The sequence below is a fragment of the Anaerotruncus colihominis genome, assembly GCF_010206195.1.
GTDB classification, from domain to species: domain Bacteria; phylum Bacillota; class Clostridia; order Oscillospirales; family Ruminococcaceae; genus Anaerotruncus; species Anaerotruncus colihominis_A.
Genome location: NZ_VIQT01000010.1, coordinates 245,797 through 268,906 on the forward strand (window position 1 = coordinate 245,797; position 23,110 = coordinate 268,906).

Annotated in this window: 22 protein-coding genes; 9 read left to right on the top strand and 13 right to left on the bottom strand. The window is 53.3% G+C overall.

Annotation, left to right across the window (positions count from 1 at the left end):
* Positions 1-44: 44 nt before the first annotated feature.
* The 5 genes from FMM72_RS09020 to FMM72_RS09040 all read right to left on the bottom strand — a co-directional run bounded on the left by FMM72_RS09020 (position 45) and on the right by FMM72_RS09040 (position 5,404).
* On the bottom strand, positions 45-1,346 hold the full coding sequence (locus tag FMM72_RS09020) for a phenylacetate--CoA ligase family protein (RefSeq protein WP_162221225.1): 1,302 nt from the start codon (positions 1,344-1,346) through the stop codon (positions 45-47).
* A 34-nt stretch (positions 1,347-1,380) separates the two neighbouring features.
* A complete protein-coding gene (locus tag FMM72_RS09025; RefSeq protein WP_162221226.1) occupies positions 1,381-1,959 on the bottom strand; it encodes an indolepyruvate oxidoreductase subunit beta in 579 nt (192 codons plus the stop codon).
* Positions 1,959-3,701 (bottom strand): indolepyruvate ferredoxin oxidoreductase subunit alpha, encoded by a 1,743-nt coding sequence (iorA, locus tag FMM72_RS09030; RefSeq protein WP_162221227.1) that lies wholly within the window; start codon positions 3,699-3,701, stop codon positions 1,959-1,961. The genes FMM72_RS09025 and iorA overlap by 1 nt, the downstream gene beginning before the upstream one ends.
* Entirely contained in the window at positions 3,652-3,924 is a 273-nt protein-coding gene (locus FMM72_RS17040) for a hypothetical protein (protein ID WP_207710332.1), read from the bottom strand. The genes iorA and FMM72_RS17040 overlap by 50 nt, the downstream gene beginning before the upstream one ends.
* Positions 3,925-4,111: 187 nt before the next feature.
* Positions 4,112-5,404, bottom strand: a complete 1,293-nt coding sequence (locus FMM72_RS09040; RefSeq protein WP_160209659.1) for a phenylacetate--CoA ligase family protein — start codon at positions 5,402-5,404, stop codon at positions 4,112-4,114.
* Positions 5,405-5,683: 279 nt separating this feature from the next.
* Here FMM72_RS09040 and FMM72_RS09045 point away from each other — a divergent pair, with 279 nt between their 5' ends.
* The 6 genes from FMM72_RS09045 to FMM72_RS09070 all read left to right on the top strand — a co-directional run bounded on the left by FMM72_RS09045 (position 5,684) and on the right by FMM72_RS09070 (position 9,743).
* Complete coding sequence (locus FMM72_RS09045) at positions 5,684-6,559, top strand: DUF5685 family protein (protein ID WP_160209660.1); 876 nt, start codon at positions 5,684-5,686, stop codon at positions 6,557-6,559.
* A complete protein-coding gene (locus tag FMM72_RS09050; RefSeq protein WP_160209661.1) occupies positions 6,556-7,170 on the top strand; it encodes a J domain-containing protein in 615 nt (204 codons plus the stop codon). The genes FMM72_RS09045 and FMM72_RS09050 overlap by 4 nt, the downstream gene beginning before the upstream one ends.
* Positions 7,171-7,220: 50 nt before the next feature.
* Complete coding sequence (locus tag FMM72_RS09055) at positions 7,221-7,757, top strand: hypothetical protein (RefSeq protein ID WP_162221229.1); 537 nt, start codon at positions 7,221-7,223, stop codon at positions 7,755-7,757.
* An 83-nt stretch (positions 7,758-7,840) separates the two neighbouring features.
* Positions 7,841-8,368, top strand: a complete 528-nt coding sequence (locus FMM72_RS09060) for a hypothetical protein (protein WP_160209663.1) — start codon at positions 7,841-7,843, stop codon at positions 8,366-8,368.
* Between the two features lie 13 nt (positions 8,369-8,381).
* On the top strand, positions 8,382-8,822 hold the full coding sequence (locus FMM72_RS09065) for a hypothetical protein (RefSeq protein ID WP_162221230.1): 441 nt from the start codon (positions 8,382-8,384) through the stop codon (positions 8,820-8,822).
* Positions 8,823-8,993: 171 nt separating this feature from the next.
* Positions 8,994-9,743, top strand: coding sequence for an N-acetyltransferase (locus FMM72_RS09070; protein WP_162221231.1), 750 nt, complete (start codon positions 8,994-8,996; stop codon positions 9,741-9,743).
* A 146-nt stretch (positions 9,744-9,889) separates the two neighbouring features.
* Here the strand turns inward: FMM72_RS09070 and FMM72_RS09075 are convergent, their stop codons facing one another.
* From FMM72_RS09075 to FMM72_RS09085, 3 genes are read right to left on the bottom strand one after another with little or no spacing between them, the layout of a single operon-like run.
* The gene (locus FMM72_RS09075) at positions 9,890-10,258 is read right to left on the bottom strand and encodes a VOC family protein (RefSeq protein ID WP_160209666.1); all 369 of its coding nucleotides are present in this window, start codon (positions 10,256-10,258) and stop codon (positions 9,890-9,892) included.
* A gap of 49 nt (positions 10,259-10,307) precedes the next feature.
* Positions 10,308-11,093 carry a dihydropteroate synthase gene (locus tag FMM72_RS09080; protein ID WP_162221232.1) on the bottom strand — a complete coding sequence of 262 codons (786 nt, stop codon included), beginning with the start codon at positions 11,091-11,093 and terminating at the stop codon, positions 10,308-10,310.
* A complete protein-coding gene (locus tag FMM72_RS09085) occupies positions 11,090-12,838 on the bottom strand; it encodes a bifunctional homocysteine S-methyltransferase/methylenetetrahydrofolate reductase (RefSeq protein WP_162221233.1) in 1,749 nt (582 codons plus the stop codon). The genes FMM72_RS09080 and FMM72_RS09085 overlap by 4 nt, the downstream gene beginning before the upstream one ends.
* 540 nt (positions 12,839-13,378) lie before the next feature.
* Between FMM72_RS09085 and FMM72_RS09090 the strand changes: the two genes are divergently transcribed.
* The 3 genes from FMM72_RS09090 to FMM72_RS09100 are packed head-to-tail and all read left to right on the top strand — an operon-like array spanning position 13,379 to position 17,447.
* Positions 13,379-13,879: a MarR family winged helix-turn-helix transcriptional regulator gene (locus tag FMM72_RS09090; RefSeq protein WP_160209669.1), complete on the top strand. Its 501-nt coding sequence runs from the start codon at positions 13,379-13,381 to the stop codon at positions 13,877-13,879.
* Positions 13,879-15,594, top strand: coding sequence for an ABC transporter ATP-binding protein (locus FMM72_RS09095; protein WP_162221317.1), 1,716 nt, complete (start codon positions 13,879-13,881; stop codon positions 15,592-15,594). Before FMM72_RS09090 ends, FMM72_RS09095 begins: the two co-directional genes overlap by 1 nt.
* On the top strand, positions 15,594-17,447 hold the full coding sequence (locus tag FMM72_RS09100) for an ABC transporter ATP-binding protein (protein ID WP_162221234.1): 1,854 nt from the start codon (positions 15,594-15,596) through the stop codon (positions 17,445-17,447). Before FMM72_RS09095 ends, FMM72_RS09100 begins: the two co-directional genes overlap by 1 nt.
* Positions 17,448-17,581: 134 nt before the next feature.
* On the opposite strand, the gene mnmA is transcribed toward FMM72_RS09100, so the two are convergent.
* The 5 genes from mnmA to ftsH all read right to left on the bottom strand — a co-directional run bounded on the left by mnmA (position 17,582) and on the right by ftsH (position 22,994).
* Entirely contained in the window at positions 17,582-18,631 is a 1,050-nt protein-coding gene (gene mnmA / locus FMM72_RS09105) for a tRNA 2-thiouridine(34) synthase MnmA (protein WP_162221235.1), read from the bottom strand.
* 206 nt (positions 18,632-18,837) lie between these two features.
* Positions 18,838-19,371 (bottom strand): zinc-ribbon domain-containing protein, encoded by a 534-nt coding sequence (locus tag FMM72_RS09110; RefSeq protein ID WP_160209672.1) that lies wholly within the window; start codon positions 19,369-19,371, stop codon positions 18,838-18,840.
* 55 nt (positions 19,372-19,426) lie between these two features.
* On the bottom strand, positions 19,427-19,954 hold the full coding sequence (locus tag FMM72_RS09115) for a cysteine hydrolase family protein (RefSeq protein ID WP_162221236.1): 528 nt from the start codon (positions 19,952-19,954) through the stop codon (positions 19,427-19,429).
* Positions 19,955-20,062: 108 nt separating this feature from the next.
* Entirely contained in the window at positions 20,063-21,004 is a 942-nt protein-coding gene (locus tag FMM72_RS09120; protein ID WP_160209674.1) for a 1-phosphofructokinase family hexose kinase, read from the bottom strand.
* Between the two features lie 82 nt (positions 21,005-21,086).
* Entirely contained in the window at positions 21,087-22,994 is a 1,908-nt protein-coding gene (ftsH, locus tag FMM72_RS09125; protein ID WP_243151626.1) for an ATP-dependent zinc metalloprotease FtsH, read from the bottom strand.
* Between the last annotated feature and the right edge of the window lie 116 nt (positions 22,995-23,110).

Below are 23,110 nucleotides of genomic sequence, written 5' to 3' on the forward strand. Positions count from 1 at the left end.
CCCCGGCCATATCCGGCTCGGCGGGCCTTTTTTTCAGTATACCATTAAATTTTACGTTTGTCGATAATGCGTTTGGCCTTGCCCTCGCTGCGCTCAATCGTTTTTGGCGAAACAAGATGCACATTCGCCGCCAGGCCGAGCATCGCACGCAGCCCGTCGACAAGCTCTTTTTCACGCGCCGAAACGCCCTTGACGGTATCAGCGAACATCTCGTTTGTCATTTCGACCTGGACATCCAGCGTGTCGCTGTTCTTTACACGGTCGACTATAATCTGGTAATTGGCCGGATAGCCATGATTGAGCAGGACCGTTTCGATCTGCGACGGGAACACGTTAACGCCGCGGATAATGAGCATATCGTCGCTGCGCCCCATCGGCTTGGACATTTTGACATGCGTGCGTCCGCACGGGCACGGTTCGCGGTTGAGTACACAGATATCGCGTGTGCGGTAGCGCAGCAGCGGAAACGCTTTCTTCGTGATGCTCGTAAAGACCAGTTCGCCCTTTTCCCCGTCGGGGAGCACCTCGCCTGTTTCCGGGTTGATGATCTCGGCGATAAAATGATCCTCGTTGATATGCATCCCGGTCTGCGCCTCGCATTCAAACGAAACGCCCGGCCCGGAGATCTCCGTCAGTCCATAAATGTCATACGCGTGAATGCCGAGCTTTCGCTCGATATCCCGGCGCATTTCCTCACTCCACGCCTCCGCGCCGAAGATACCGGCTTTCAAGCTGATTTCGTCGGGTGCGATACCCATCTCCTGGAACGTCTCCCCGATAAACGCCGCATAGGAGGGCGTGCAGCATAAAATCGTGGAATGCAGGTCTTGGATGAACTGAATCTGGCGCTGCGTATTGCCGGACGACATTGGCAGCGTCAGACAGCCGACCTTATGCGAACCGCCGTTAAGTCCCGGTCCGCCTGTGAACAGGCCATAGCCGTAGGCGACCTGCACAACGTCGCTTTTCGTGCCGCCGGCGGCCACAATCGCGCGGGCGCAGCAGTCTTCCCACAGATCGATGTCGCCCTGCGTATAGAATGCAACGACGCGTTTTCCGGTGGTCCCGCTCGTCGACTGGATGCGCACGCAGTCGTCAAGCGGAACGGCCAGCAGGCCGTAAGGATATGCCTCGCGCAGGTCGTTTTTTGTCAGAAACGGCAGCTTGTAAAGATCCTCGCGCGACTTGATATCCCCGGGCGCTACGCCCTTTTCATCCATCAAGCGTTTATAATAGGGGACGTTCGCATAGACGTGGCGCACCGTTTCCACGAGACGTTCGTCCTGCCACGCTTTGATCTGTTCCCGCGAGGCGCGCTCAATTTCCGGCTGGTAATAGTTTGCCAATGGAGATCGATCCTTTCTGTGTCAGATTTTCTGTTTATCGATACGCCCGGCCAAGCGCGAACGCCTTTTTGTTCAGCTCCAAAAACTTTGGCGGCACACACGCCTCAAGCGCGGCCTGCCACGCGGTTTCCGGGATATCGAGCAGCGTGGAGAGCACGCCCATCAGCACCACATTGACCGCCTTGGCGCTGCCAGCCTGCCCGGCGAGCGCCAGCGCGTCGCAGGCGACGACATCCGCGCCCTTGCCGCGCAGCTTTTCAATGATGCCGGCCGGATACTCCATCGCGCCGGTGATGACCGGCATTGGGGAAATGCGCTGGTCGTTGACAATCAGGCGGCCGCCCTGTTTGAGATACGGCAGCCACCGCGCGGCCTCAAGCCGCTCAAACGATACGATCGCGTCGGCCTCGCCGCGTGCGACAATAGGCGAATACACCCGGCCGCCGTAGCGCACATACGTCACAACCGAGCCGCCGCGCTGGCTCATGCCGTGTACCTCAGACACCTTCACGTCGTATCCCTGCGCCATCAGAACGTTGCCAAGCAGCTTGGAAGCGAGCAGCGAGCCTTGCCCGCCGACGCCGACAATCATAACGCTTTTTACATCCGCCATCACACACGCACCTCCGAAGATTTAATCGCGCCGAAGCTGCACAGTTTCGTACACAGGTCGCACCCGACGCACAGCGTTTCATCAATGACGACGCGTCCATCCGTAATGCTGATTGCCGGGCATCCGATACGCATACACGCCTTGCACTTTTTGCATTTTTCATCGTCGATCACAAACGGCGGTGCGTGCTTGACATATTTGAGCAGCACGCATGGACGGCGCGCGATGATGACGGACGGCTCGTCCGCTTCAAGCTCCTCGCGCACGATCTGCTCAAGTTCTTTCAGCTCGTTCGGATCAACGACGCGGACGCGCCGGACGCCGGCGGCCTCGCAGATTTTTTCAATGCTTACCTGCGGCGCCGGCTGGTTTTTCAGCGTCAGCCCGGTCGTCGGGTTCTGCTGGTGGCCCGTCATGCCGGTGATCGAATTGTCGAGCACGATTACAGTTGAATTGCCGAGATTGTATGTAATATTGATCAGCCCGGTGATACCTGAATGCATGAACGTGCTGTCGCCGATCACCGCAACCGATTTTTTGGCGCTGTCGCAGCCACGCGCCTTGTTAAAGCCGTGCAGCCCCGAAATCGACGCGCCCATGCAGATCGTTGTGTCGAGCGCGCCAAGCGGAGGCAGCGCGCCGAGCGTATAGCATCCGATATCGCCGCTGACCATGACGCCGAGCTTGTGCAGCGTATAGAACAGGCCGCGGTGCGGGCAGCCCGGGCAGAGCACTGGCGGGCGCACCGGGACCGGCTCGCCGAAGTCGGAGCACTCCGGCACGGGAGCGCCGAACGCGGCGGCGATCTCGCGCTGCGAATATTCGCCAAGCAGCCCCAGGCGGTCCTTGCCGCCGTCGACGCGCACGCCGATGGCGCGGCAGTGCGTCTCGATCACCGGGTCAAGCTCCTCCACGACATAGAGCGTTTCCACCTGCGCCGCAAAGTTGCGGATCAGCTTTTCCGGCAGCGGATTGACCAGTCCGAGCTTGAGCACGCTTGCCTGAGGGAACGCCTCCTTTACATACTGGTAGCACGTGCCCGATGTGATAAAGCCGACGCCGCGCCCGGCCAGCTCGACGCGGTTGAGCGGCGTTGTCTCCGCCAGCTCCGCGAGCCTTCTCATGCGTTCCTCGACAAACACGTGACGGCCGATCGCGTTTCCTGGCATCATGACATATTTTTTAGGATCTTTTACATAATCGCGCAGGGGACGCTCCTCACGCTCCGCCGTCTTGATGATGCTCTGTGAATGTGCAATGCGCGTACACGTGCGGAAGATCACCGGCGTATCATACGTTTCCGATATCTCATAAGCGGCCTTGACAAAATCGATGCACTCCTGCGAATCGGAAGGCTCGACCATCGGCAGCTTGGCCGCGATTGCATAATGGCGCGAATCCTGCTCATTCTGGGACGAATGCATCCCGGGATCGTCGGCAACGCCGATGACCATCCCGCCGTTGACGCCCGTATAGGCGGCTGTAAACAGCGGGTCCGCCGCGACGTTCAGACCGACATGCTTCATCGCGCAGAAGGAGCGCGCGCCGCCAATGGCCGCGCCGAGCGCGGCCTCACACGCAACCTTCTCATTCGGCGCCCATTCCGCATAAATTTCCTCATACCCGCTTGCATATTCGGAAATTTCAGTCGACGGCGTCCCCGGATAGCTCGACACAAACCGGCAGCCCGCCTCAAAAAGCCCTCTGGCAACCGCCTGATTGCCCAACATCAATTGTTTCATCTTGCCCCTCTTCCCGGCTTTTTTGAAAAAAAAGCCTCGCAAAAAACTTCCCGGCTTTTTTGAAAAAAAGCCTCGCAAAAAACTTCCCGGCTTTTTTGAAAAAAAGCCTCGCAAAAAACTTCCCGGCTTTTTTGAAAAAAAGCCTCGCAAAAAACTTCCCGGCTTTTTTGAAAAAAAGCCTCGCAAAAAACTTCCCGGCTTTTTTGAAAAAAAGCCTCGGCAAAAAACTTCCCGGCTTTTTTGAAAAAAAGCCTCGGCAAAAAACTTTAGTCGGCTACGCCGCGAACAGTGGGGCGGCCTCTGCGCCTATGCAGGCTGCGCCGCGAACAGTGGGACGGCCTCTGCGTCTATGCAGGCTGCGCCGCAAACAGAACGCCCTGCGCTGCGAAGCCAAAAACTGTATGGATCTTTTACCGCAGGTCGACAACGCGCTTGGCCTTTCCGGAAAACCGCTCGATCGTCTTTGGCTGGACGAGCGTGACCTTTGCATCGATGCCGAGCACCGTGCGCAGGCGCGAATGAATCATATCTGTCAGACGCTCCAGATCGGAATAGCGTTCCAGCAGCGACGCGTCGATCAGCTCAACCTTGACCTCGAGCGTATCCGTATATCCCTCATGGCGCACGTAAAGCATATAATGCGGGCTGACCTGCTCCATCGGCATGAGCACGCTTTCAATCTGCGATGGGAACACGTTGACGCCTTTGATTTTAAGCATATCGTCGCTGCGCCCCATAATTTTGTCCATACGCGCCGTTGTCCGGCCGCATTTGCACGGCGCATAGGTGATTCGTGAAAGGTCCCGCGTGCGGTACCGCAGCAGCGGCAGCGCCTCTTTGGTCATCGTTGTGATGACCAGTTCGCCGACCTCGCCCTCGTCCTTCTCCGCGAGCGTCTCCGGGTCGACCACCTCTGCAAAAAAGTGATCCTCATTGATATGCAATCCGTCGCGGTATTCGCATTCGCCCGATACGCCCGGCCCGATCAGCTCGCTCATACCGTAATTGTCGGTCGCAAACAGGCCGAGCTTTTCCTCAATCTTGGCGCGCATCTCCGGCGTGCTCCCCTCCGAACCGAACAGGCCGACACGCAGCTTAAAATCAGCGGGCGTATAACCCATTTCGGCAGCCAGCTCGCCGAGATACAGCGCGTATGTCGGCGTCGCGATCAACGTTGTCGTGCCGAAATCCTTCATCAGCATGATCTGCTTTTCACTGTTGCCGCTTGACGACGGCACAACAGCGGCGCCAAGACGCTCAAGCCCATAATGCAGGCCGAGCGCGCCTGTAAACAGGCCGTATCCAAAACAAATCTGCGCCATATCCTCGTCGCCCACGCCAACCGCGGCGATCAGGCGCGCCATCACTTCGGACCACATGTCGAGATCGTTTTTTGTATATCCCACGACCGTCGGCTTGCCCGTTGTTCCTGACGACGCGTGGATGCGTACAATCTGCTTGCGCGGTACTGCAAACAATCCAAACGGATAGTGGTCGCGCAGGTCGTCCTTTGTGGTCGGCGGTATGTACTTGATGTCGGAGAGCGTTTTAAACTTGTCAGGATCGATGCCGGCCGCGTCAAACCGGTCGTGGTACAGCCGGACATTGTCATAGCAATACCGCACCACATGCTTCATACGCTCCAGTTGGAGCGCCTCTAGCTGCCTGCGCGGCATTGTCTCGGCGTGCCTGTTGTAAATCATCGGTTGGTTTCCTCCGTTCCTTCCTACGCCGCTTTAGCGCATTTACCCATTAAACCCTTTTCCTATCATACCGCGAACCACATGTAAAATCAAGGCTTAACCGCCATCTTTTGATAAATTCCGCCCGTTGCCAGCGCATAAAACCCCATTGATATGCACAAATTCATACTTTATTAAACACATTTCTGTCTGCTTCGTGTAAAATAATAAACATTCATTGTGTATTCTTCATCACTGCACCTGTGTTCATAATCCGATAAAATTGGAGACACTACATTCATGTTTGGATATATAAGACCCAGTAAAGGGATGCTGCGCGTCTGTGAATATGAAACGTATCAGGCTGTCTACTGCGGCCTGTGCAAGCAGCTTGGGCGGCAGTATGGCCCGTTCGCGCGCATGACGCTCAGCTTTGACTTCACGTTTCTCACGCTGCTCGGCATGTCGCTTGACGAAAAGGATTCGTCGTTTGCGCCGGGGCGCTGCATGCTCAACCCGCTTAAAAAGCGTCCCTGCCTGCAAAGCTGTTCATGGCTGTCGTTTTCGTCCGACGTCGCGATGATCATGTTTTACTACAAGGCGCTCGACAACTATACGGACGGCGGAACCGGCGCCCGCTTTCTGACGCTTTTGTGTATGCCGTTCGCGCGCGCCGCTTACAAAAAAGCGTCGGACCGCACCCCGGACGTGGCCTCGATTATTTATGAAACGATCAGTATGCAGAGCCTTGTTGAGGACGAGCGGTGCGACAGCGTCGACCGTGCGGCAGAGCCGTCGGCGCTCGCGCTTTCGCATATCTGCGGGCTTCTTTCGCATGACGGCAGCCAGCGGCGCGTACTGGAGCGATTCGGCTATCTGCTTGGACGGTATGTGTACCTTGCCGACGCGCTCGACGATCTCGAGGAGGATATCCGCCATGGCAGCTACAACGCGTTTGTGCTGCGCGAGCATCTGGACGCGCCTGAGCCGCAGCGGCTGGCCGATGTACGCGAAAACGCGAAAGGTTCGCTTTTTTTAACCATAGGGGAAATCATCAAAGCGTACGAGCTTCTGGAACTTGGCGAATATAAGCCGATTCTTGATAATGTGATCTATCTCGGTCTGCGGGAAACCGTTGAACGAATTTTGTTGCCGAAGGAGAATGAACACAGATGACAGATCCGTACAAGGTGCTTGGGATCTCGCCGAACGCCACCGATGAACAGGTAAAAATCGCATACCGCGAGCTTGCCAAAAAATATCATCCGGACAACTATGCAAATAATCCCCTGTCCGATCTGGCTGAGGAAAAGATGCAGGAGATCAACCAGGCGTATGACGCGATCGTCGCGCAGCGCAGGTCGGGACAATCCGCGGGCGGGCCGGCCGGCGCGGGAGCTTATTCCGGCGCGTCTCAATTCTCCGATATCCGCCGCATGATCAATTCCGGCCGTCTTGCTGAAGCTCAGGAGCTGCTCGACGGCGTGGCCGCAGCAAACCGCGACGCTGAATGGCATTTTCTAAAGGGCAGTATCTATTATTCGCGTGGTTGGCTTGACGACGCGCTCCAGTGCTTTCAGCGCGCCTGCCAGCTCAACCCGCAGAACAGCGAATACAGCGCTGCTTACAATCAGCTTGTCTGGCAGCGGCAGAACGGGCAGCCGCGCTACAATCAAAGCCCTTTTGGAACGAACACAACGGTCGGCGGATGCAGCTGCTGCGATATCTGCGCGGCCATATACTGCGCCAATTGCTGCCTTGACGCATGCGGCAGCGGCTGTTTCTGATGACACGGCAGCCGGATTGGGACCCGGCGGCGTCCCACAGCAGCCGCCAGATGAAAAAAAGCACCCAGGTCGCCCTTGGCGGTCTTTCCTCCGCCCTGTGCCTGCTGCTCATGTTTATGACCGGGCTGATCCCCTTCTCCTCGTATATCTTCCCCGCGCTGGCCGGGATCGTTTTGATTTCCGTGCGCGAAGAAAACGGTCTGAAAACCGCGATGCTCGTCTACACGGCGACTTCGCTGCTCGCTCTGCTGATTATTCCGGACCGCGAGGCCGTCATGATGTATATCATGCTGCTTGGCTACTACCCGCTGGCCAAACCCTGGATAGAACGTTTGCCGCATATTTTTTCCGCCATGTTCAAGCTGCTGCTGTTTAATGTAGTCGTCGTGGCTTTTTACTATGTGATGCTCTTCATTTTTGGGGTCCCTGATATGCTTGAGGGCTGGGGCGATTTCGGGCGTTATACTATTGTCGTCATTCTGGCAATTGTAAACTTTACATTGTTTATGTATGATTATTTGCTGACGCAGGCGCTTCATATTTATCGCGGATGGTTCCGCCCGAAAATCCTGCGCAAAATCATTTGAGTCTGGCTTTGGCTTCTTGTAAAAAGCCCTCGCTTTGACAGGACGCCGGCTGTTTTCAATCCCTGCCGCGGAGGTGCGTTCCAATGACTGTTAAACAAAAAAAACGTATGGGGATACTGCCTGTACTTTTGTCCACGTTGTTCGTTATCGTCCTGATCGCAGCGGGGGCCTTTTTCTTCCTGCACAGGGCCGGGTCCTCCAGCGAGGTCGCGGCGCAGTTTCGTGTCGAAGGGCTTGATCCTGCTGCGCAGACGGGTGTGCTTCCGGGCGCGCCGCACAGCGAGCGTGCTCCCGGCAATGGGTTGTTTGGGTACCGCATCAATGCGGCTCCCACCTTTTCGTCCGACGGCAGCGGTGGAGACATTTGTGTTCAGAATCCTGCTTTCAATCGATATTTGATGGTCCTTGAAATCGTTGCAGACAATAACGAAACCGTTTTGTACCGCTCACAATATATCGCGCCTAATCAGTACATACTGGATGCCAATCTGTCAAGGCCGCTTTCATCGGGCAGCCATGAGGGTATGGCTTATATCAATGTGATCGACCCTTCAACGCTCGCGCTTGTGGATGTGCTTGAGTGTCCGCTCGCAATCAATATTCAATCATGACAGGGGTGGTAATATGGAAGCAATCTCGTGCAACGCGGCGTTTGAGCAGCACGGCGTTTCGACAAACCACGAGCGCATGGACAATGGAGAGCTGCGTTTCCGATTGATCGGTCCGGACAAAAGCAGCTATATCCGTTGTGAGAATGCAGCCGGGGAACCCGTCTGGGAAAGCAGCCACTCACATGCCGCGTTACAGGAACTGGTGCTTGTACAGAGCGGAGAGGTTGTATACGCTGAATATCGCGGCGCTTCGGCTGTTTTTCGTTTACTGCTGCCTGGTATGTACGTTGTGACAACGCCGGATATTCCGCACAATCAATGCCTGACGGCGGGCGCAATCGTCCATACGGTCAAATTCGGCGATTGCAGCAATCCCGACTGGATTGCCGCGCCGCAGCTCGATGCGTTGACGCTTCCGCTTACATTTGACCAGGCCCGGGCACAGACTGAATAAAATGCGCCGCCGCCGGAAAGAGGCTCGCTGTTAGCGGTACATTCATAAAGTCATCGAGCCTGTCTGCTTACAAAAAACCCTGTCAAATGAAGCAAAAAACATATAAAAAACAAAGCATGATATGCGGCGTCAAGGTTTAATTGTTATAATATGAGTAGAGAAGGCAAGCATATGAGTGAACAGTTTATAAACTTGACAATTGACAACGTGGATAAAGAACATTTATGTTGTGCGATTGCAGATAAAAAACATCAAGCTGGAGTGGCTGTAAAAAAACAATGGTTAAAAGAACGAATTGCGGAAGGTCATATTTTCCGCAAACTTGATGAAAAGGGAAAAGTTTTCATTGAGTATGCTCCTTTAGAAACAGCATGGGCGCCTGTTTATGGAGATAACTATTTATATATTTATTGTCTTTGGGTATCCGGTTCTTTCAAAGGAAAAGGGTATGCAAAATCACTGCTTGAGTATTGTATCGATGACGCAAAGGAAAAAGGAAGATCGGGCGTTTGTGTTCTTAGCTCCAAGAAGAAAAAGCCGTTTTTATCAGACAAAAAATTTTTGCTTAAATATGGCTTTGAAGTCGTTGATACAGCGGGAGACGGATATGAGTTATTGGCTCTGTCTTTTAATGGGGAAAAACCTTATTTTTCTGAAACTGTAAAAGAAATGAAAATCAGCGAAAAAGAACTGACAATCTATTATGGTTTACAATGCCCTTACATTCCTAATTGTATTGAGCAAGTAAAAGAATACTGTAATAGAAACAGTATACCCCTAAATTTGATTGCTGTAGATACGTTGCAGAAAGCAAAAAGTCTCCCTTGCATTTTTAATAACTGGGCTGTCTTTTATAATGGAGAATACGAAACAAATCATCTTCTCAATGAAACTTTTTTGAAAAAGAAATTTAAATTATAGATGAAATATCTGTGCACTTTGTAAAAGCAAAAGGAATTTTATGAAATTATTTCATCAATGAACGATTGGCAAAAGTATTTTCTACATCGCTGTAAAATCAAAGGGTTACGCGCTGTTTTCCAGCGCGTAACCCTTTATCATTGCGATCAGCCTTTTTGGGGGACAATTTCGATCCAGTAGCCGTCCGGATCATGGATGAAATAGATGCCCATTCCCGGATTTTCAAAGCAGATGACGCCCATTTGCTGGTGTTTTTCATGCAGCGCCGCGTAGTCATCCGTTACAAAAGCGAGATGATATTCCAGATCCCCAAGATTGTATGGTTCCTTACGGTCGCGCAGCCAGGTCAGCTCCAGTGTGAAATCGCTTTCGCCATCACCGAGATACACAAGCTTAAATGAACCGTCCGAAGCATTTTTTTCACGCACTACAGTCAGGTTCAGGGCTGCTTGATAGAAATCAAGGCTCTTTTGCAAGTCGAGCACATTGAAATTAAAGTGATTGAATTTGATCATATGGCACACCCCTTATATATTATACATTTCGTATTTATTATTGGAAAAATTACTCATTTCCACGAATATAAGTAATATAATCCATACAATAATCGTCTAATCCAGCCACAACGCGCGCCGCTGCGATTGCATCACGCATTGCGGGTGATACTGGGTCGATGATCGCACTGGAAAGCCCCGCAGCCATGGCCGCTGAAACGAATGCACTATTGATCAACGCACGGCGCGGCAAACCAAACGACACATTCGAAAGACCACATGTTGTCTTGACATCGGGATACGCTCGCGCCATATACAGAATCGCGCCAAGCGCATTTTTCGCGCTCTCGCCATCCGTGGCAAGCGTCTCCACAAGCACATCCGCGTAAATCCGGTCGTCCGGAATGCTTGCGGCGCGCAGTTTTTCAACCAGACAATCCAGCTTTTGGCATTTTTCCTCCAGGCTATGCGGCATATCCTCGTCGATCGGCAGGCCGACAATGGCCGCACCACTCTCCTTTGCAAGCGATGTCACCACATCAAAGCGGTCGGTGATCGTGGCGGAATTGAGAATCAGAGGACGGTCGCCAGCTGCGTGTACCGCTGCTGCCATCACCGTTGGATCGGCTGTATCGATCATAATTCCACAATCACAATTTTCACGTATCAACCCGATTGTCCACAGCATAGCCGCTTGTTCATCGGCTGCACAAATCGCTGTGTTGACATCCAGAAAAGCTGCGCCTGCCGCAGCCTGCATCCGAATCAGCTCTACTACTGTCTGCGTGTCGCGGGCTTCAAACGCCTGCTGCGCACGCGGAATCGAACTGTTGAGCTTTTCGCCAATGAGAATCATTGTTCATACCTCCTGATTTCTTCGATCAATCCCCGCACAATGTTCACCTTTTTCAATGGGGTCATAATATAAAAGCCATCAGCCGCGTCATAGACACGCTGCATAATGCCCGCACTGTACGCAACAGAAATCGCAGCGGCTTCATCCGGCGTCTTTCCTTCCAAAGAACGCACGACAGTGTCTGGAATTTCAATCCCGGACACCTCATTGATTAAAAAGAGCGCATTTTTATAGCCTGCAACCGGCAAAATTCCCGCAAACAGGCGGCAATCTTTTAACTCCTGGCGGGCATACAGAAAATTGTCGACAGCTTCGTCACTAAAAATCGGCTGTGTAAACAGCATGGAGGCTCCAAGCGACAACTTCTTTTTTGCGCGTGCAAGTTCCACGCCGAAATTTACAGCGTTCACATTGAGCGCGCCGCCAATTAAAAACGGCGCGTCTGCAAACACCTCATTGTTCATGCTGTGAATCCATGCGATCAAATCGAATGAACTGAGGTGATACACACCGTCCGAGCCGCGCGTCCCAGCTTGCATCGGCGGATCTCCCGTGACTATCAGTGCGCGGTTGATCCCTTCGAACGCCGCGCCGAGCAGCCCCGCACGCAAAGCGATATGGTTTTTGTCCCGGCAGGAGATGTGCGGCATCACCTCAATCCCCGCTTCGCGTCTGATTTTCGCGGCTGTCATCAGGCTGTCCGCGCGTGTGCGTGACAACGGCGAATCGGTCACTGTGATCAGATCAACGCCGCATGCGCGCAGCTCTGATGCAGCCGCCAGCACAAATGAACAATCGTAGTCAAACGGCGGATCAAGTTCAACCGCAATTTCCTTGTGTAGCAGGCCCGGGCGGCCGCCGCCAGGCGCGTCAGCGCCTGTGGCCGGAGCCGCTAGCGGCTCCGGCCAGCCCGCCCCTTCGGGGCGGGCTGCGGCGGCCGCCAGTGCGGCGGCGGCACGGCGGATATGCTGCGGCGTTGTGCCGCAGCATCCGCCGAGAATGTCGGCGCCGTCCATATACAAAGCGGCGAGCTGCTGAGCAAAATAATCAGCGTTATCCTCAAAAAAAACACGTCCATTGAGCGATGAAGGATATCCCGCATTCGGCATTGCGACAACAGGCTTCACACGCTGTCCAAGCGCACGAAGCAAGCTGCGCATATGGCTCGGGCCGCAAGAGCAATTGAGTCCCACAGCATCGACACATGGATCAGACTCCGCCTGGTCAAACAGTGTGCGGCAATACAATCCACGTCGAGAATAGCCATCCTGTGAAACGGCAAAGGATACAATCACCATCGCATCTGGAACACTTTGGCGGATCAGGTCGACTGCGGGCCGCACATCCTGATAAGAAGCCAGCGTCTCAAACAAAAAATCATGCGCGCCAAGATCCAGAAAATTCCGGACAATTGTGAGATAATCCATCTCTGCCGTATCGGCGCAGATCCCACCAATATCGGCGAATACGCGCGCGCCGCTCTCCTGTGCAGCGCGCTGTGCGAGCGACCAACCAGCCGCGATGATCTCGTTAAGCCGTACGGAATCGGAAATAGATACAGGATTGGCCGCAAATGTATTTGTTTTAAGCGCATCACAACCGGACGCTATATATTCGCGATGAATATCCAGGACTGTTTGCGGAGCAGTCAGATTAGCCAGCTCACAAGGGGCCTCATTGCCTGTTTTTGAAAAATAATAGGTGCCAAACGCACCATCAAATAAGTATGGCCGGTCAAAACGCACAATACAGCCTCCTTGATGTATGATATCGTTTGTATACAGATACACATAAAAATTCTGATCAACCTATGCGCTCAATGCCGCAAAGGCGAAACAAACCACTGTGCCAGGTTGTCCACGGCTTGGATGATAGATTGGAAAAACAGCGGAGCGCACCCATCAGATCATCCGGGCGGCCGAATCAATATGGGTATAAAAACCGCAAAGCAGTTATTGATACCAGGTTATTATAAAGTCTGACCATACGGCAGCCGCCATCTGGCGGCTGCAAACGGCTTGGCCATTTGCCCTGCGCATATTGTATCACGCTTTTGGAAAAATTGCCAGACTATACCGCAGCTGTCGCTATATAATTCCCAGCTGGCACTTGTGGGCGGCTTCTCTAAACATTGTATACCTTGTATAATCAGAATGCAAATGATTTGTGAATTTTTACAGAATCTCGTTGACAAATTCCTCATGAAGGATTACCATTAATTAGACAGCTAACGATTAGCTGTCTAACTTTTTGATTGTGTAGCCGTTTAAAAAGGAGCTGTCATCATGAAAGACCCGCGCGCTTCATCCCAGGGGCAACCAGCAGATTTACATCGTGCCGTTCATTTACATTGGGACTTAATTTCCCTGCACAAGCAATGCGCAAACCGTCTGCTTTGTGCCCATAATATTCATATAGGACAACAGTCTCTGCTGTTCATGCTCAAACATATGGGCGCATGCAATCAAAAGGAATTGGCGCGCGCACTGCACATCAGTCCCGCCACCATTGCAATCTCACTCAAGCGTCTGGAACGTTCCGGACTGGTGCGGCGTGTGCCGGATCAGCAGGACTTGCGCTCCAATCGGATCGAACTGACACAGGCTGGCGTGGAATCCGCCGATTACGCCGAGAAGGTAATTGACCAAATCACAGAACGTTCATTTGAGGATTTCAGCGCGGCGGAATTCGAACAGCTTATCTCCTTGTTGTCGCGTATGGCGGCAAATCTCCGGGTATTTCGAGACAATTTACAAAAAAAGGAGGAATCCTCTTGCGGCAAGTAATGTCGTATCTCACGCCTTATAAAAAGTCGGTTGCCATCGCAGTGGCGTTTATGCTGCTCGACGTTGTGTGTGAGGTGACTCAGCCGACGCTGATGTCCAACATTGTCGGCATTGGTATTCAGTCGGGCAACATTTCTTATATCGTCGGCACCGGTTCCCTTATGATCCTGTTCGCACTGATCGCCATTTTGGCGGGTTTTGGCAATGCACGTCATTCCGCAAAGGCTGGCGTCGGCTTTGCAGCCGGCCTTCGTCGCGGTCTCTTTGAAAAGGTACAGCAATTTTCGTTTAAAAACATCGACGCTTTTTCAACCGCATCGCTTGCGACGCGGTTGACAAACGACGTAACACTGCTCCAAAACGCGGGTATTATGACGCTGCGGCTGATGATCCGCGCGCCGCTCATGTTCGTTTTCGCCATGATTATGGCCATTCGCATGAACGCCGAGCTTGCAGTCATTCTTGTTGTAATTATCCCTATCCTTTTGTTATCTCTTGGACTCATTATCACGCGCGCACTGCCTCTATTCAACAAACTGCAGGTGCGCGTTGACGCCCTCAACGGCAGCGTGCAGGAAAATCTGACAAACGTGCGCGTCGTCAAATCCTTTGTGCGCCAGGATTTTGAAAAGAAAAAATTTAAGGTCTCCAATGACAGCCTAACCGATGCCTCCCTGCGCGCAATGAATGTCGTCATCTTCAGTATGCCGGTCATGATGCTGGTTATGAATCTCTCCACTGTAGCGGTTGTTTGGTTTGGCGGCAGCCAGGTGATCGGTGGCTTGCTGACCGCAGCCGATATGGTCGCCTTTATCAATTACATTTTCCAGATCCTTATGTCTTTGATGATGCTTTCTATGATGTTTGTCCTGATTTCCCGCGCATCCGCTTCATATAAGCGGGCAATCGAAGTCCTGTCCGCCGAAATTGATTTAACGGATATCCCTAACGCACAGGAATACACAATCAAAGGCGATGTAAAATTTGAACATGTGTGCTTCAAGTATGATCCGGAGCATCCAAATAACATCCTGACAGATATCGATTTTGAGGCAAAGCCCGGCCAGACCATCGCTGTGATCGGCGGCACGGGCGCTGGTAAAAGCTCTCTGGTCCAATTGATCCCGCGCCTGTATGATGTGACTGAAGGGCGCGTTCTGATCGACGGCCGCGATGTGCGCAATTATACGATCGAATCGCTGCGCAGCCAGATCGGCGTTGTACTCCAGAAAAACACCCTGTTTTCAGGCACAATACGCGACAACATCAAGTGGGGCAATGAGCATGCCACTGACGGCGAGGTGATCGAGGCCGCCAAGGCCGCTCAGGCGCACGACTTTATCATGAGCTTTCCAAAGGGATACGACACCTGGATTGAACAGGGAGGCGTCAATGTCTCCGGCGGACAAAAGCAGCGGCTTTGCATTGCGCGCGCTATGCTGAAAAAACCGCCGATCCTTATTCTGGACGACAGCACCAGCGCCGTCGATACCGCAACCGAGGCCAAAATCCGCGAAGCCTTTTGCACCACGCTGCGCCGGACAACGAAATTTATCATCGCGCAGCGTATCTCCTCTGTCAAGGATGCAGATCAGATCATTATCCTTTCCGACGGCCGTATTTCAGCCATCGGTACACATGAGCAGCTGCTCGCCACCAGCGAGGATTATCAGGAAATCTATTATTCACAGCAGGAAAAGGAGGGGAATGCGTAATGCCGAACCGCAAACAATCCGCAATGGAAAAGCCGAAAAATTTTGGCGCTTCAATCGCGTTTGTCTGGAGCTACCTGCGCCGCCGCAAGCCGCTTCTCTTTCTCGCGGGACTGATGGTTCTTTTCAATATCGGCGCGTCGCTGGCCGGTACGGCCATGTTGCAGCCGATCATCGACAATTTTTTGGAGCCGGTGCGCGCGCTTTCCGTATCAGAGCGGTTCACAGGGCTTTTGCAGGGCGTTATCACTTTGCTTTGCATCTATCTTGTCGCTGTCGCCGCCAGCTATCTGCAAATGCGTTTGATGATGACGGCCACACAGCGTTCCATCAACGACCTGCGCCGCGACCTGTTTGATCATTTGCAGGATTTGTCGGTCCGTTATTATGACACCCATACGCATGGCGAAATGATGAGCCGTTTTTCCAACGATGTGGACACACTCAACGATGCTCTTGCCAATTCGTTGACTTCGCTGTTCTCGAGCGTCATCACCCTCGCCGGTATCCTCGCGCTGATGATCAGCAAGAGCATCCCTCTGACAATTCTGACGCTTCTGATGACGCCGGTCATGTTCTTTGTCGCTGGCCGTCTGATGCGCGCCAGCAGCAAATATTTTGTCGCACAGCAGGCAAACCTTGGCCGCGTCAATGGATACGTTGAGGAAATTATTACAGGACAAAAGGTTGTCAAGGTGTTCTGCCATGAGCCGGACGCGCTTGCTGAATTTGACCGGCTCAATGGGGATTTGCAGCAAACCGCAACAATAGCGCAGAGCTATTCCGGTCTGATGATGCCGGTGATGATGAATATTTCCACGATCAATTATGCGCTTGTCGCCATGATTGGCGGCGTACTTGCCGTCTTTGGGCATATCAGCGTCGGCGGGCTTGTCGTATTCTTACAGCTAACGCGTCAATTCAGCCGCCCAATCACTGAGGCGTCGAGCCAATATAACGCTGTTATCACAGCGATCGCGGGCGCAGAGCGCATCCACGAGGTGATGTGCGAGGCGGCCGAGGACCCCGATCCGCCGCACGCGGCGGACCTGGTCCATGAAAACGGCGCGTTTTTCTGGCAGCAATATGATGATTCGGGTCATCCGGCCGCATGTGTCCCGGTGCGCGGCGATGTCAAATTTGAGGACGTGACCTTTGGCTACAACGAGGATAAAACAATTCTCAAGCATATCTCCCTGTACGCAAAGCCCGGGCAAAAAATTGCCTTTGTAGGTTCGACAGGTGCCGGCAAAACAACGATCACCAATCTTTTGACACGTTTTTATGATATCCGGGAGGGTGTCATTACAATTGACGGCATTGATATCCGTAAAATTAAAAAGGACAGTCTGCGCCGTTCGCTGTCAATGGTACTACAGGATACGCACCTTTTTACTGGAACCGTGCGTGAAAACATCCGCTACGGCCGGCTTGACGCGACCGACCAGGAGGTTGAGGACGCCGCAAAGCTTGCCTCGGCGCATTCATTTATCTCCCGCCTGCCGCATGGCTATGATACAGTGATCGAGGGTGACGGCGCGAACCTGAGCCAGGGACAGCGTCAATTGCTCAATATCGCACGTGCCGCCGTGGCCGACGCTCCGATTTTAATTCTTGACGAGGCGACCAGCTCCGTCGACACCCGCACGGAACGCCATATTGAACATGGCCTCGACCGGCTGATGCAGGGCCGCACAACGTTTATCATCGCGCATCGTCTGTCAACCGTTCGCAATTCAAACGCCATCATGGTGCTTGAACAGGGCGAAATTATTGAGCGTGGCAGCCATGACGATCTGCTCAAAGAACATGGCCGTTATTACCAGCTCTACACTGGCGCTGTCGAGTTGGACTAAACGAACAACGTCGGGCCGCATTCCGATCCTTTTTTCTTTAGACGCGCCGCGGACAGCGGCGCGTCCAGCTAAAACGGCAGCATCATTCATAAATGATGCTGCCGTTTTCATCAAAGCAATGAAAAAACAGGGCGTCAGCCGGCGGCGGAAATCGTCGCGCCGCCGAGCACGCGGTCATTGTCATAGAAAACAACGGCTTGTCCCGGCGTAATGGCGCGCTGCGGCGCGTCGAATTGAACCCATATCTTTCCCTCCCCCAGCGGAGTGATCGTTGCAGGTGCAGGCGTATGCGCATAACGGATCTTCGCACAGGCCCGCAGAGGCGTTTTTAGCATATCAAAGGCGATCAGCCGCAGATCGTCTGCGGTCAGCTTATCACAGAACACTGCGGATTCGTCCGACAGCGTCACTGTATTGGTAGCCGGGTCCAAGCGGCTGACATACTTGTGCGTTCCAAAGGCCACCCCGAGGCCGCGCCGCTGCCCGATGGTATAATGAAGCACGCCGCGGTGACGCCCAATCACATGGCCAGCGTCATTGATAAAATTCCCAGGTTCGCTTGCTTTGCCAGTATAACGCTCAATAAAAGCGGCATAGTCGCCATCCGGCACAAAGCAGATGTCCTGGCTGTCAGCCTTCGCCTGAACCGGCAAGCCGGCTTCGGCGGCAAACGCCCGCACCTCGTCCTTTGTATAACCGTCAACCGGCAACAGCAACCGTGAAAGCTGCTCCTGTGACAGATGATACAGTACGTATGATTGATCTTTGCGCGTCTGCCTGCTGCGCTGAAGGCAATAGCGGCCGGCTGCCCGATCATAGGCGACGCCGGCGTAATGCCCAGTGGAAATATGCGTATATCCCAAGCGTATGGCGTCCTGTAAAAACGCGCCGAATTTGACCGAACGGTTACAGGCGACACATGGGTTTGGTGTTTTTCCTGTCAGATAACTGTCCACGAAATGTTCCAGAACGTGTTTCTGAAATAAAGCCCGGTAATCAAATACATAATGCCGGATTCCAAGGCGGTCACAGACGGCGCGCGCGTCCAGGACATTCCCCTCCGGGCAGCCGTCAAACAGCTCAAAAGTTGCGCCGGCTACCTTGTATCCCTGCTTTTTGAGCAGCAATGCCGCAACGGAGCTGTCAACACCTCCGCTCATTGCGACCAAAACGCTTCTCTCCATTCTGTCCCTCCAAAAATATCAGGCGGAGCCGCACACTGTGAGGCTCCGCCCAACTCTGCACATATGGCCGTCCTATGGCTGCCTGCGAAAGGCCCCCCTCCATATCTGCGGACAAATTCATATGCGGCTGTCTATATTATACACTGTGTATTGTCTTTTTTCAATAGGCTTGTCCAAATTACCCTACGTAAATAACGCCGGCTCATTTACAGAGGAGGGAGCATCGCAAAAGTCGCAGCCAGATCAAAATTTTCAAACGGCGCAGGAGAACGCAGCAGATAGTATCCAAAAATTGTGACGCCCGCAGCCAGCGCCAAAATCAAGAGGATTAAAAACAGCTTGAACACCAATCCCGGCGCGCGCTTTTCAAAGGCGCGCCGTTCGCTGCGCACCGGGCGTTCCTCCTTGAGATCGTCTGGATCAGGCGCATGAAAGATCAGCCCAGGCGGTGGCTCCTGCGGCTGATAGACAAAGTATGAATCATCGTCCTCCGCCGCGCGGCCGCGCGGCGCCTTCTGCTCATAGATATCGTCCTCGAATGCTCCAAAATCCGGCGCCTGCTCACTGGGATCGTATGTATAAAAATCGGACGCTGTGTCAGGAACGTCCGGTTCCCGGACGACAAACGGCGGATCCAGCTCACTGTAATGATCGTGAAAATCGCTGACAAGCCGCTCGCCGCAGTAAGGGCAGAATTTGAAATCGCCCTTGACATTCCTGCCGCATTTTTTACAGACCATCCGCTCACCTCCGATATGCTGATTCCTGTTCTTCATGTCCCGCCGCACAAACTAGTCAGCGATTGATCACCTGGATTTGCAGCCCTTCCATAACATCAAGCGCCTTTTGATTCATCGCTTCATCGGCGCAGGCCGTACACTGTGCGTCGACAATCACAACCGCCTCCGGCAAAGCCGCCTTAATCAGCACCGCATTGGAAAGCACGCAGATATTTGATACAAGCCCGCATAGCTCCACAGCGTCATATCCCTGCGCGCCTGCATAATCGGCGAGCTGTTTTGAACCAAACACAGGCTTGTAAAAACAGATCGTATTGGGTTCGCAATAGGCGGCGACACGGCCGCAAAGCTGCCAGCCCGGTGTGTCGCGCACACAGTGCACGACCGGCAGACACTTTCCCTCCTGTGTGTTCAGATAATCTGCATCATGCGTATCAAATGTAAAAACAATGTCCGCGCCACGCGAACGGTACGCCTCAATCTTACGGCAGATCGTATCCTCAAGGGACGCCGCCCCTTCAAAACCCAGGCTCCCGGACACAAAGTCATTTTGATAATCAACGACGACAAGCAGTTCCTTCATACCGTACTCCCCTTCCGAAAAAATCCGGACTTAGGGGCTGTTTGAAAAATCGGAAATATCGTCTTTTTCAAAACAAGCCCTGGTCCGGATTTTCTCCCGATTCTCAAATTAAATGCTATAAACAGACACCTGGTTATTGACCATCGCGACAGATATCCGTCGGGGCGGATTGGTCCCTTCCACCAGGCAGGAGGCTGTACCAAACGCAGCCGCAAACTGAACCGATTTTTTGACATCATACTTATAATCGTGCGCGATGATAAACCCGGCCAGCGCCGCGTCGCCGGCGCCGATAGTCGATTTGATTTCGGAAAGCTCGGGGACATCGGCCTTGTATGTAACCAAGCCGTCCGTATAAATCATGCCTTCCGCGCCAAAGCTTGCCAGCACATGCTTCGCCCCTGCGTCAGCCACCTGTTTGACCGCTTCCTTCATTTCTTCAGTCGTTTCAAGTGGGCGGCCCACAAGCGTACACAGCTCCTCATAGTTCGGTTTGATCACCCATGGCTTGATCTGCGCGACATTTTCGAGTGTCGCGGATTTTGTATCAAGCGCAATGATTCCGCCGCACTCCTTGATAAACGCGCAGATTTCGCAGAAAATTTCATCCGTGATGCCGTCCGGCATCACACCGGCGACGACGACAAGCGTAGTCGGCCGGATTTCCTCCGAAAGCGCCGTTTCCAGTTCATCGATGGTGTGGTGCTTAATCTTGGGGCTTTTGCGGATAATGCGCGTCATTGTTCCGTCAGGCGTGAGGATGCTCAGGTTTTCGCGGATACGCCCCTCCATATAAATGACGCGCGTGGCAACATTTTCATCGCGCAGCCGTTCAAAGTATCGCTTGCTGTTTTCCTGACCCGCCACAATCAGCGCCGTGTTCGCAATCTCATAGCTGCGCAGCACGCGCGAAACATCAACCGCCTTTCCAGCCGCGTCATACAGCTCGCTTGTTACGGTGTTTTCCCCGCCCATCTCATATCGGTCCACATATAAGGTAATATCAGCGACAGGGTTCAGCGAAAGAGTGATAATCTTATCAAACAGCATCCTCATAACCTCCGCAACAATTGGGTCTGCCGACAAACCGCGCCCTGAAAACCGCCGCCGCCCGATTTGTCAACAGCTCCGCTTAAACCGTTGGATCTTGACCGACTTCGTCCGCGGCTTCCTCCATGCTGACAGCAGTCTGTGCGCTGTCCTGCTCCGTGCTGTCCGCGGATTTTTCCAGATGAATAGCGCTTTTTCCAGCCATCATATCGGCAAACGTCTTTTCATCCATTTTTTCGTTATCAAACAGGTACTTCGCAACCTCATGAAGCTGCCCCATGTGCTCGGTCAGAATATCAACGGCACGTTCATACGCTGTATCGATGATCTCGCGGATTTCCGTATCAATCTCCGCAGCCACCGTTTCCGAATAACTCGGCGTGCTCGAGAAGTCGCGTCCAAGAAACACCTCGTTATCGTCGTGTCCATAGACAATCGGGCCAAGCTTTTCAGAGAAACCATAACGAACCACCATGTTGCGCGCAACTTTTGTAGCACGTTCAATATCGTTGGAAGCGCCTGTGGAGATATCGTCAAGCACAAGCTTTTCGGCGACACGGCCGCCCAACAGTGTGACAATATCCTCATTCATTTCACGTTTGGTCACATACGTCTTATCTTCGCTAGGCAGCGACAGCGTATAACCGCCGGCCATTCCACGTGGCACAATGGAAATCTGGTGTACCGGGTCCTGCGTCGGCAGATAATAGGTGCAAACCGCGTGGCCCGCCTCATGGTAGGATGTCAGCTTCTTATCCTTTTCAGTTACAACATGGCTCTTTTTCTCGGGTCCGGCGATCACCTTGATCGTCGCCTCCTCAATCTCAACCATCGTAATCGCCTTATGGTTCTTCTTGGCGGCCAGCAGCGCCGCCTCGTTTGTGAGGTTTTCAAGGTCCGCGCCGGTAAAGCCGGCTGTCGAAGCCGCGATCGTCTTGAGGTTTACATCAGGCGCGATCGGCTTGTTTTTCGTATGGACGCGCAGAATCGCCTCGCGCCCTTTGATATCGGGATAACCCACGGCAATCTGGCGGTCAAAGCGTCCGGGACGAAGCAGCGCCGGATCGAGGATATCGCGGCGGTTTGTCGCAGCAATTACGATGACGCCGCTGTTGGTGCCAAAGCCATCCATTTCAACAAGCAACTGGTTGAGCGTCTGTTCACGTTCATCGTGGCCGCCGCCAAGCCCGGCGCCGCGGTGGCGCCCAACAGCGTCGATTTCATCGATAAAGATGATTGAGGGCGAATTTTTCTTCGCCTGCTCGAACAGGTCGCGCACACGCGATGCACCGACGCCGACAAACATTTCCACAAAATCAGAACCGGAAATAGAGAAAAATGGCACGCCAGCCTCGCCCGCCACAGCCTTGGCCAGCAGTGTCTTACCTGTTCCGGGAGGTCCCATCAGCAGCACGCCCTTGGGGATGCGCGCGCCCAGCGAATTAAATTTTGATGGATTCTTGAGGAACTCAACGATTTCGACAAGCTCCTCCTTTTCCTCATCCGCGCCCGCCACGTCGTTAAACGTCACCTTTGGCATTTCCTCCGGCTGACGGGGCTTCGCCTTTCCGAATCCCATCACACCGCTCGTACCGCCGCCGCGCGCCTGCTTCATCATCATGAAGTAAAAGAACACCAAAAGCCCGACAAGAACAAGCGTTGGAATCAGGCTGACCCACCAGGGCGTTGTCTTAATCGGCAGCAGGTCATATTGCATCGGCGCGTCGGGATGCGCTTTGTTATACTGCTGTATATAGTTATCCGAGCCGTCATACCGCTCGGCGTAAACATCGTTGATAAACAGATTTACATTCGGCACACGGTAAGCCTTCGTCTTGCCGTCTGTAAATGTCATTTCCAGATCGCCCGTTCCGAGGTCGAAAACAAACGACTTGACCTCCTGACGCTGGAAGTAACCGAGCACATCGGAGTATTTTTCCGTCGAGGTTGGCTGCTTCATGGAAGAAAACAGCAGCACCGCCATGAGCATCAGCAGCAGGAACATCGAAAGCCAAATGCCGACGCCCTTTGTTTTTTTGTTCAAATCAGATTCACTCCTGTCAAATCATTGCGTACACAGGGGCATAGCCGCCCCGCCGTCCGGCC

Excerpts from the sequence above, each read along its gene's own strand:
- FMM72_RS09025 (WP_162221226.1), bottom strand. The coding sequence starts at position 1,959 with ATGGCGGATGTAAAAAGCGTTATGATTGTCGGCGTCGGCGGGCAAGGC.
- iorA (WP_162221227.1), bottom strand. The coding sequence starts at position 3,701 with ATGAAACAATTGATGTTGGGCAATCAGGCGGTTGCCAGAGGGCTTTTT.
- FMM72_RS09040 (WP_160209659.1), bottom strand. The coding sequence starts at position 5,404 with ATGATTTACAACAGGCACGCCGAGACAATGCCGCGCAGGCAGCTAGAG.
- FMM72_RS09045 (WP_160209660.1), top strand. The coding sequence starts at position 5,684 with ATGTTTGGATATATAAGACCCAGTAAAGGGATGCTGCGCGTCTGTGAA.
- FMM72_RS09050 (WP_160209661.1), top strand. The coding sequence starts at position 6,556 with ATGACAGATCCGTACAAGGTGCTTGGGATCTCGCCGAACGCCACCGAT.
- FMM72_RS09055 (WP_162221229.1), top strand. The coding sequence starts at position 7,221 with ATGAAAAAAAGCACCCAGGTCGCCCTTGGCGGTCTTTCCTCCGCCCTG.
- FMM72_RS09060 (WP_160209663.1), top strand. The coding sequence starts at position 7,841 with ATGACTGTTAAACAAAAAAAACGTATGGGGATACTGCCTGTACTTTTG.
- FMM72_RS09065 (WP_162221230.1), top strand. The coding sequence starts at position 8,382 with ATGGAAGCAATCTCGTGCAACGCGGCGTTTGAGCAGCACGGCGTTTCG.
- FMM72_RS09070 (WP_162221231.1), top strand. The coding sequence starts at position 8,994 with ATGAGTGAACAGTTTATAAACTTGACAATTGACAACGTGGATAAAGAA.
- FMM72_RS09075 (WP_160209666.1), bottom strand. The coding sequence starts at position 10,258 with ATGATCAAATTCAATCACTTTAATTTCAATGTGCTCGACTTGCAAAAG.
- FMM72_RS09080 (WP_162221232.1), bottom strand. The coding sequence starts at position 11,093 with ATGATTCTCATTGGCGAAAAGCTCAACAGTTCGATTCCGCGTGCGCAG.
- FMM72_RS09090 (WP_160209669.1), top strand. The coding sequence starts at position 13,379 with ATGAAAGACCCGCGCGCTTCATCCCAGGGGCAACCAGCAGATTTACAT.
- FMM72_RS09095 (WP_162221317.1), top strand. The coding sequence starts at position 13,879 with ATGTCGTATCTCACGCCTTATAAAAAGTCGGTTGCCATCGCAGTGGCG.
- FMM72_RS09100 (WP_162221234.1), top strand. The coding sequence starts at position 15,594 with ATGCCGAACCGCAAACAATCCGCAATGGAAAAGCCGAAAAATTTTGGC.
- mnmA (WP_162221235.1), bottom strand. The coding sequence starts at position 18,631 with ATGGAGAGAAGCGTTTTGGTCGCAATGAGCGGAGGTGTTGACAGCTCC.
- FMM72_RS09110 (WP_160209672.1), bottom strand. The coding sequence starts at position 19,371 with ATGGTCTGTAAAAAATGCGGCAGGAATGTCAAGGGCGATTTCAAATTC.
- FMM72_RS09115 (WP_162221236.1), bottom strand. The coding sequence starts at position 19,954 with ATGAAGGAACTGCTTGTCGTCGTTGATTATCAAAATGACTTTGTGTCC.
- FMM72_RS09120 (WP_160209674.1), bottom strand. The coding sequence starts at position 21,004 with ATGCTGTTTGATAAGATTATCACTCTTTCGCTGAACCCTGTCGCTGAT.
- ftsH (WP_243151626.1), bottom strand. The coding sequence starts at position 22,994 with ATGCTCATGGCGGTGCTGCTGTTTTCTTCCATGAAGCAGCCAACCTCG.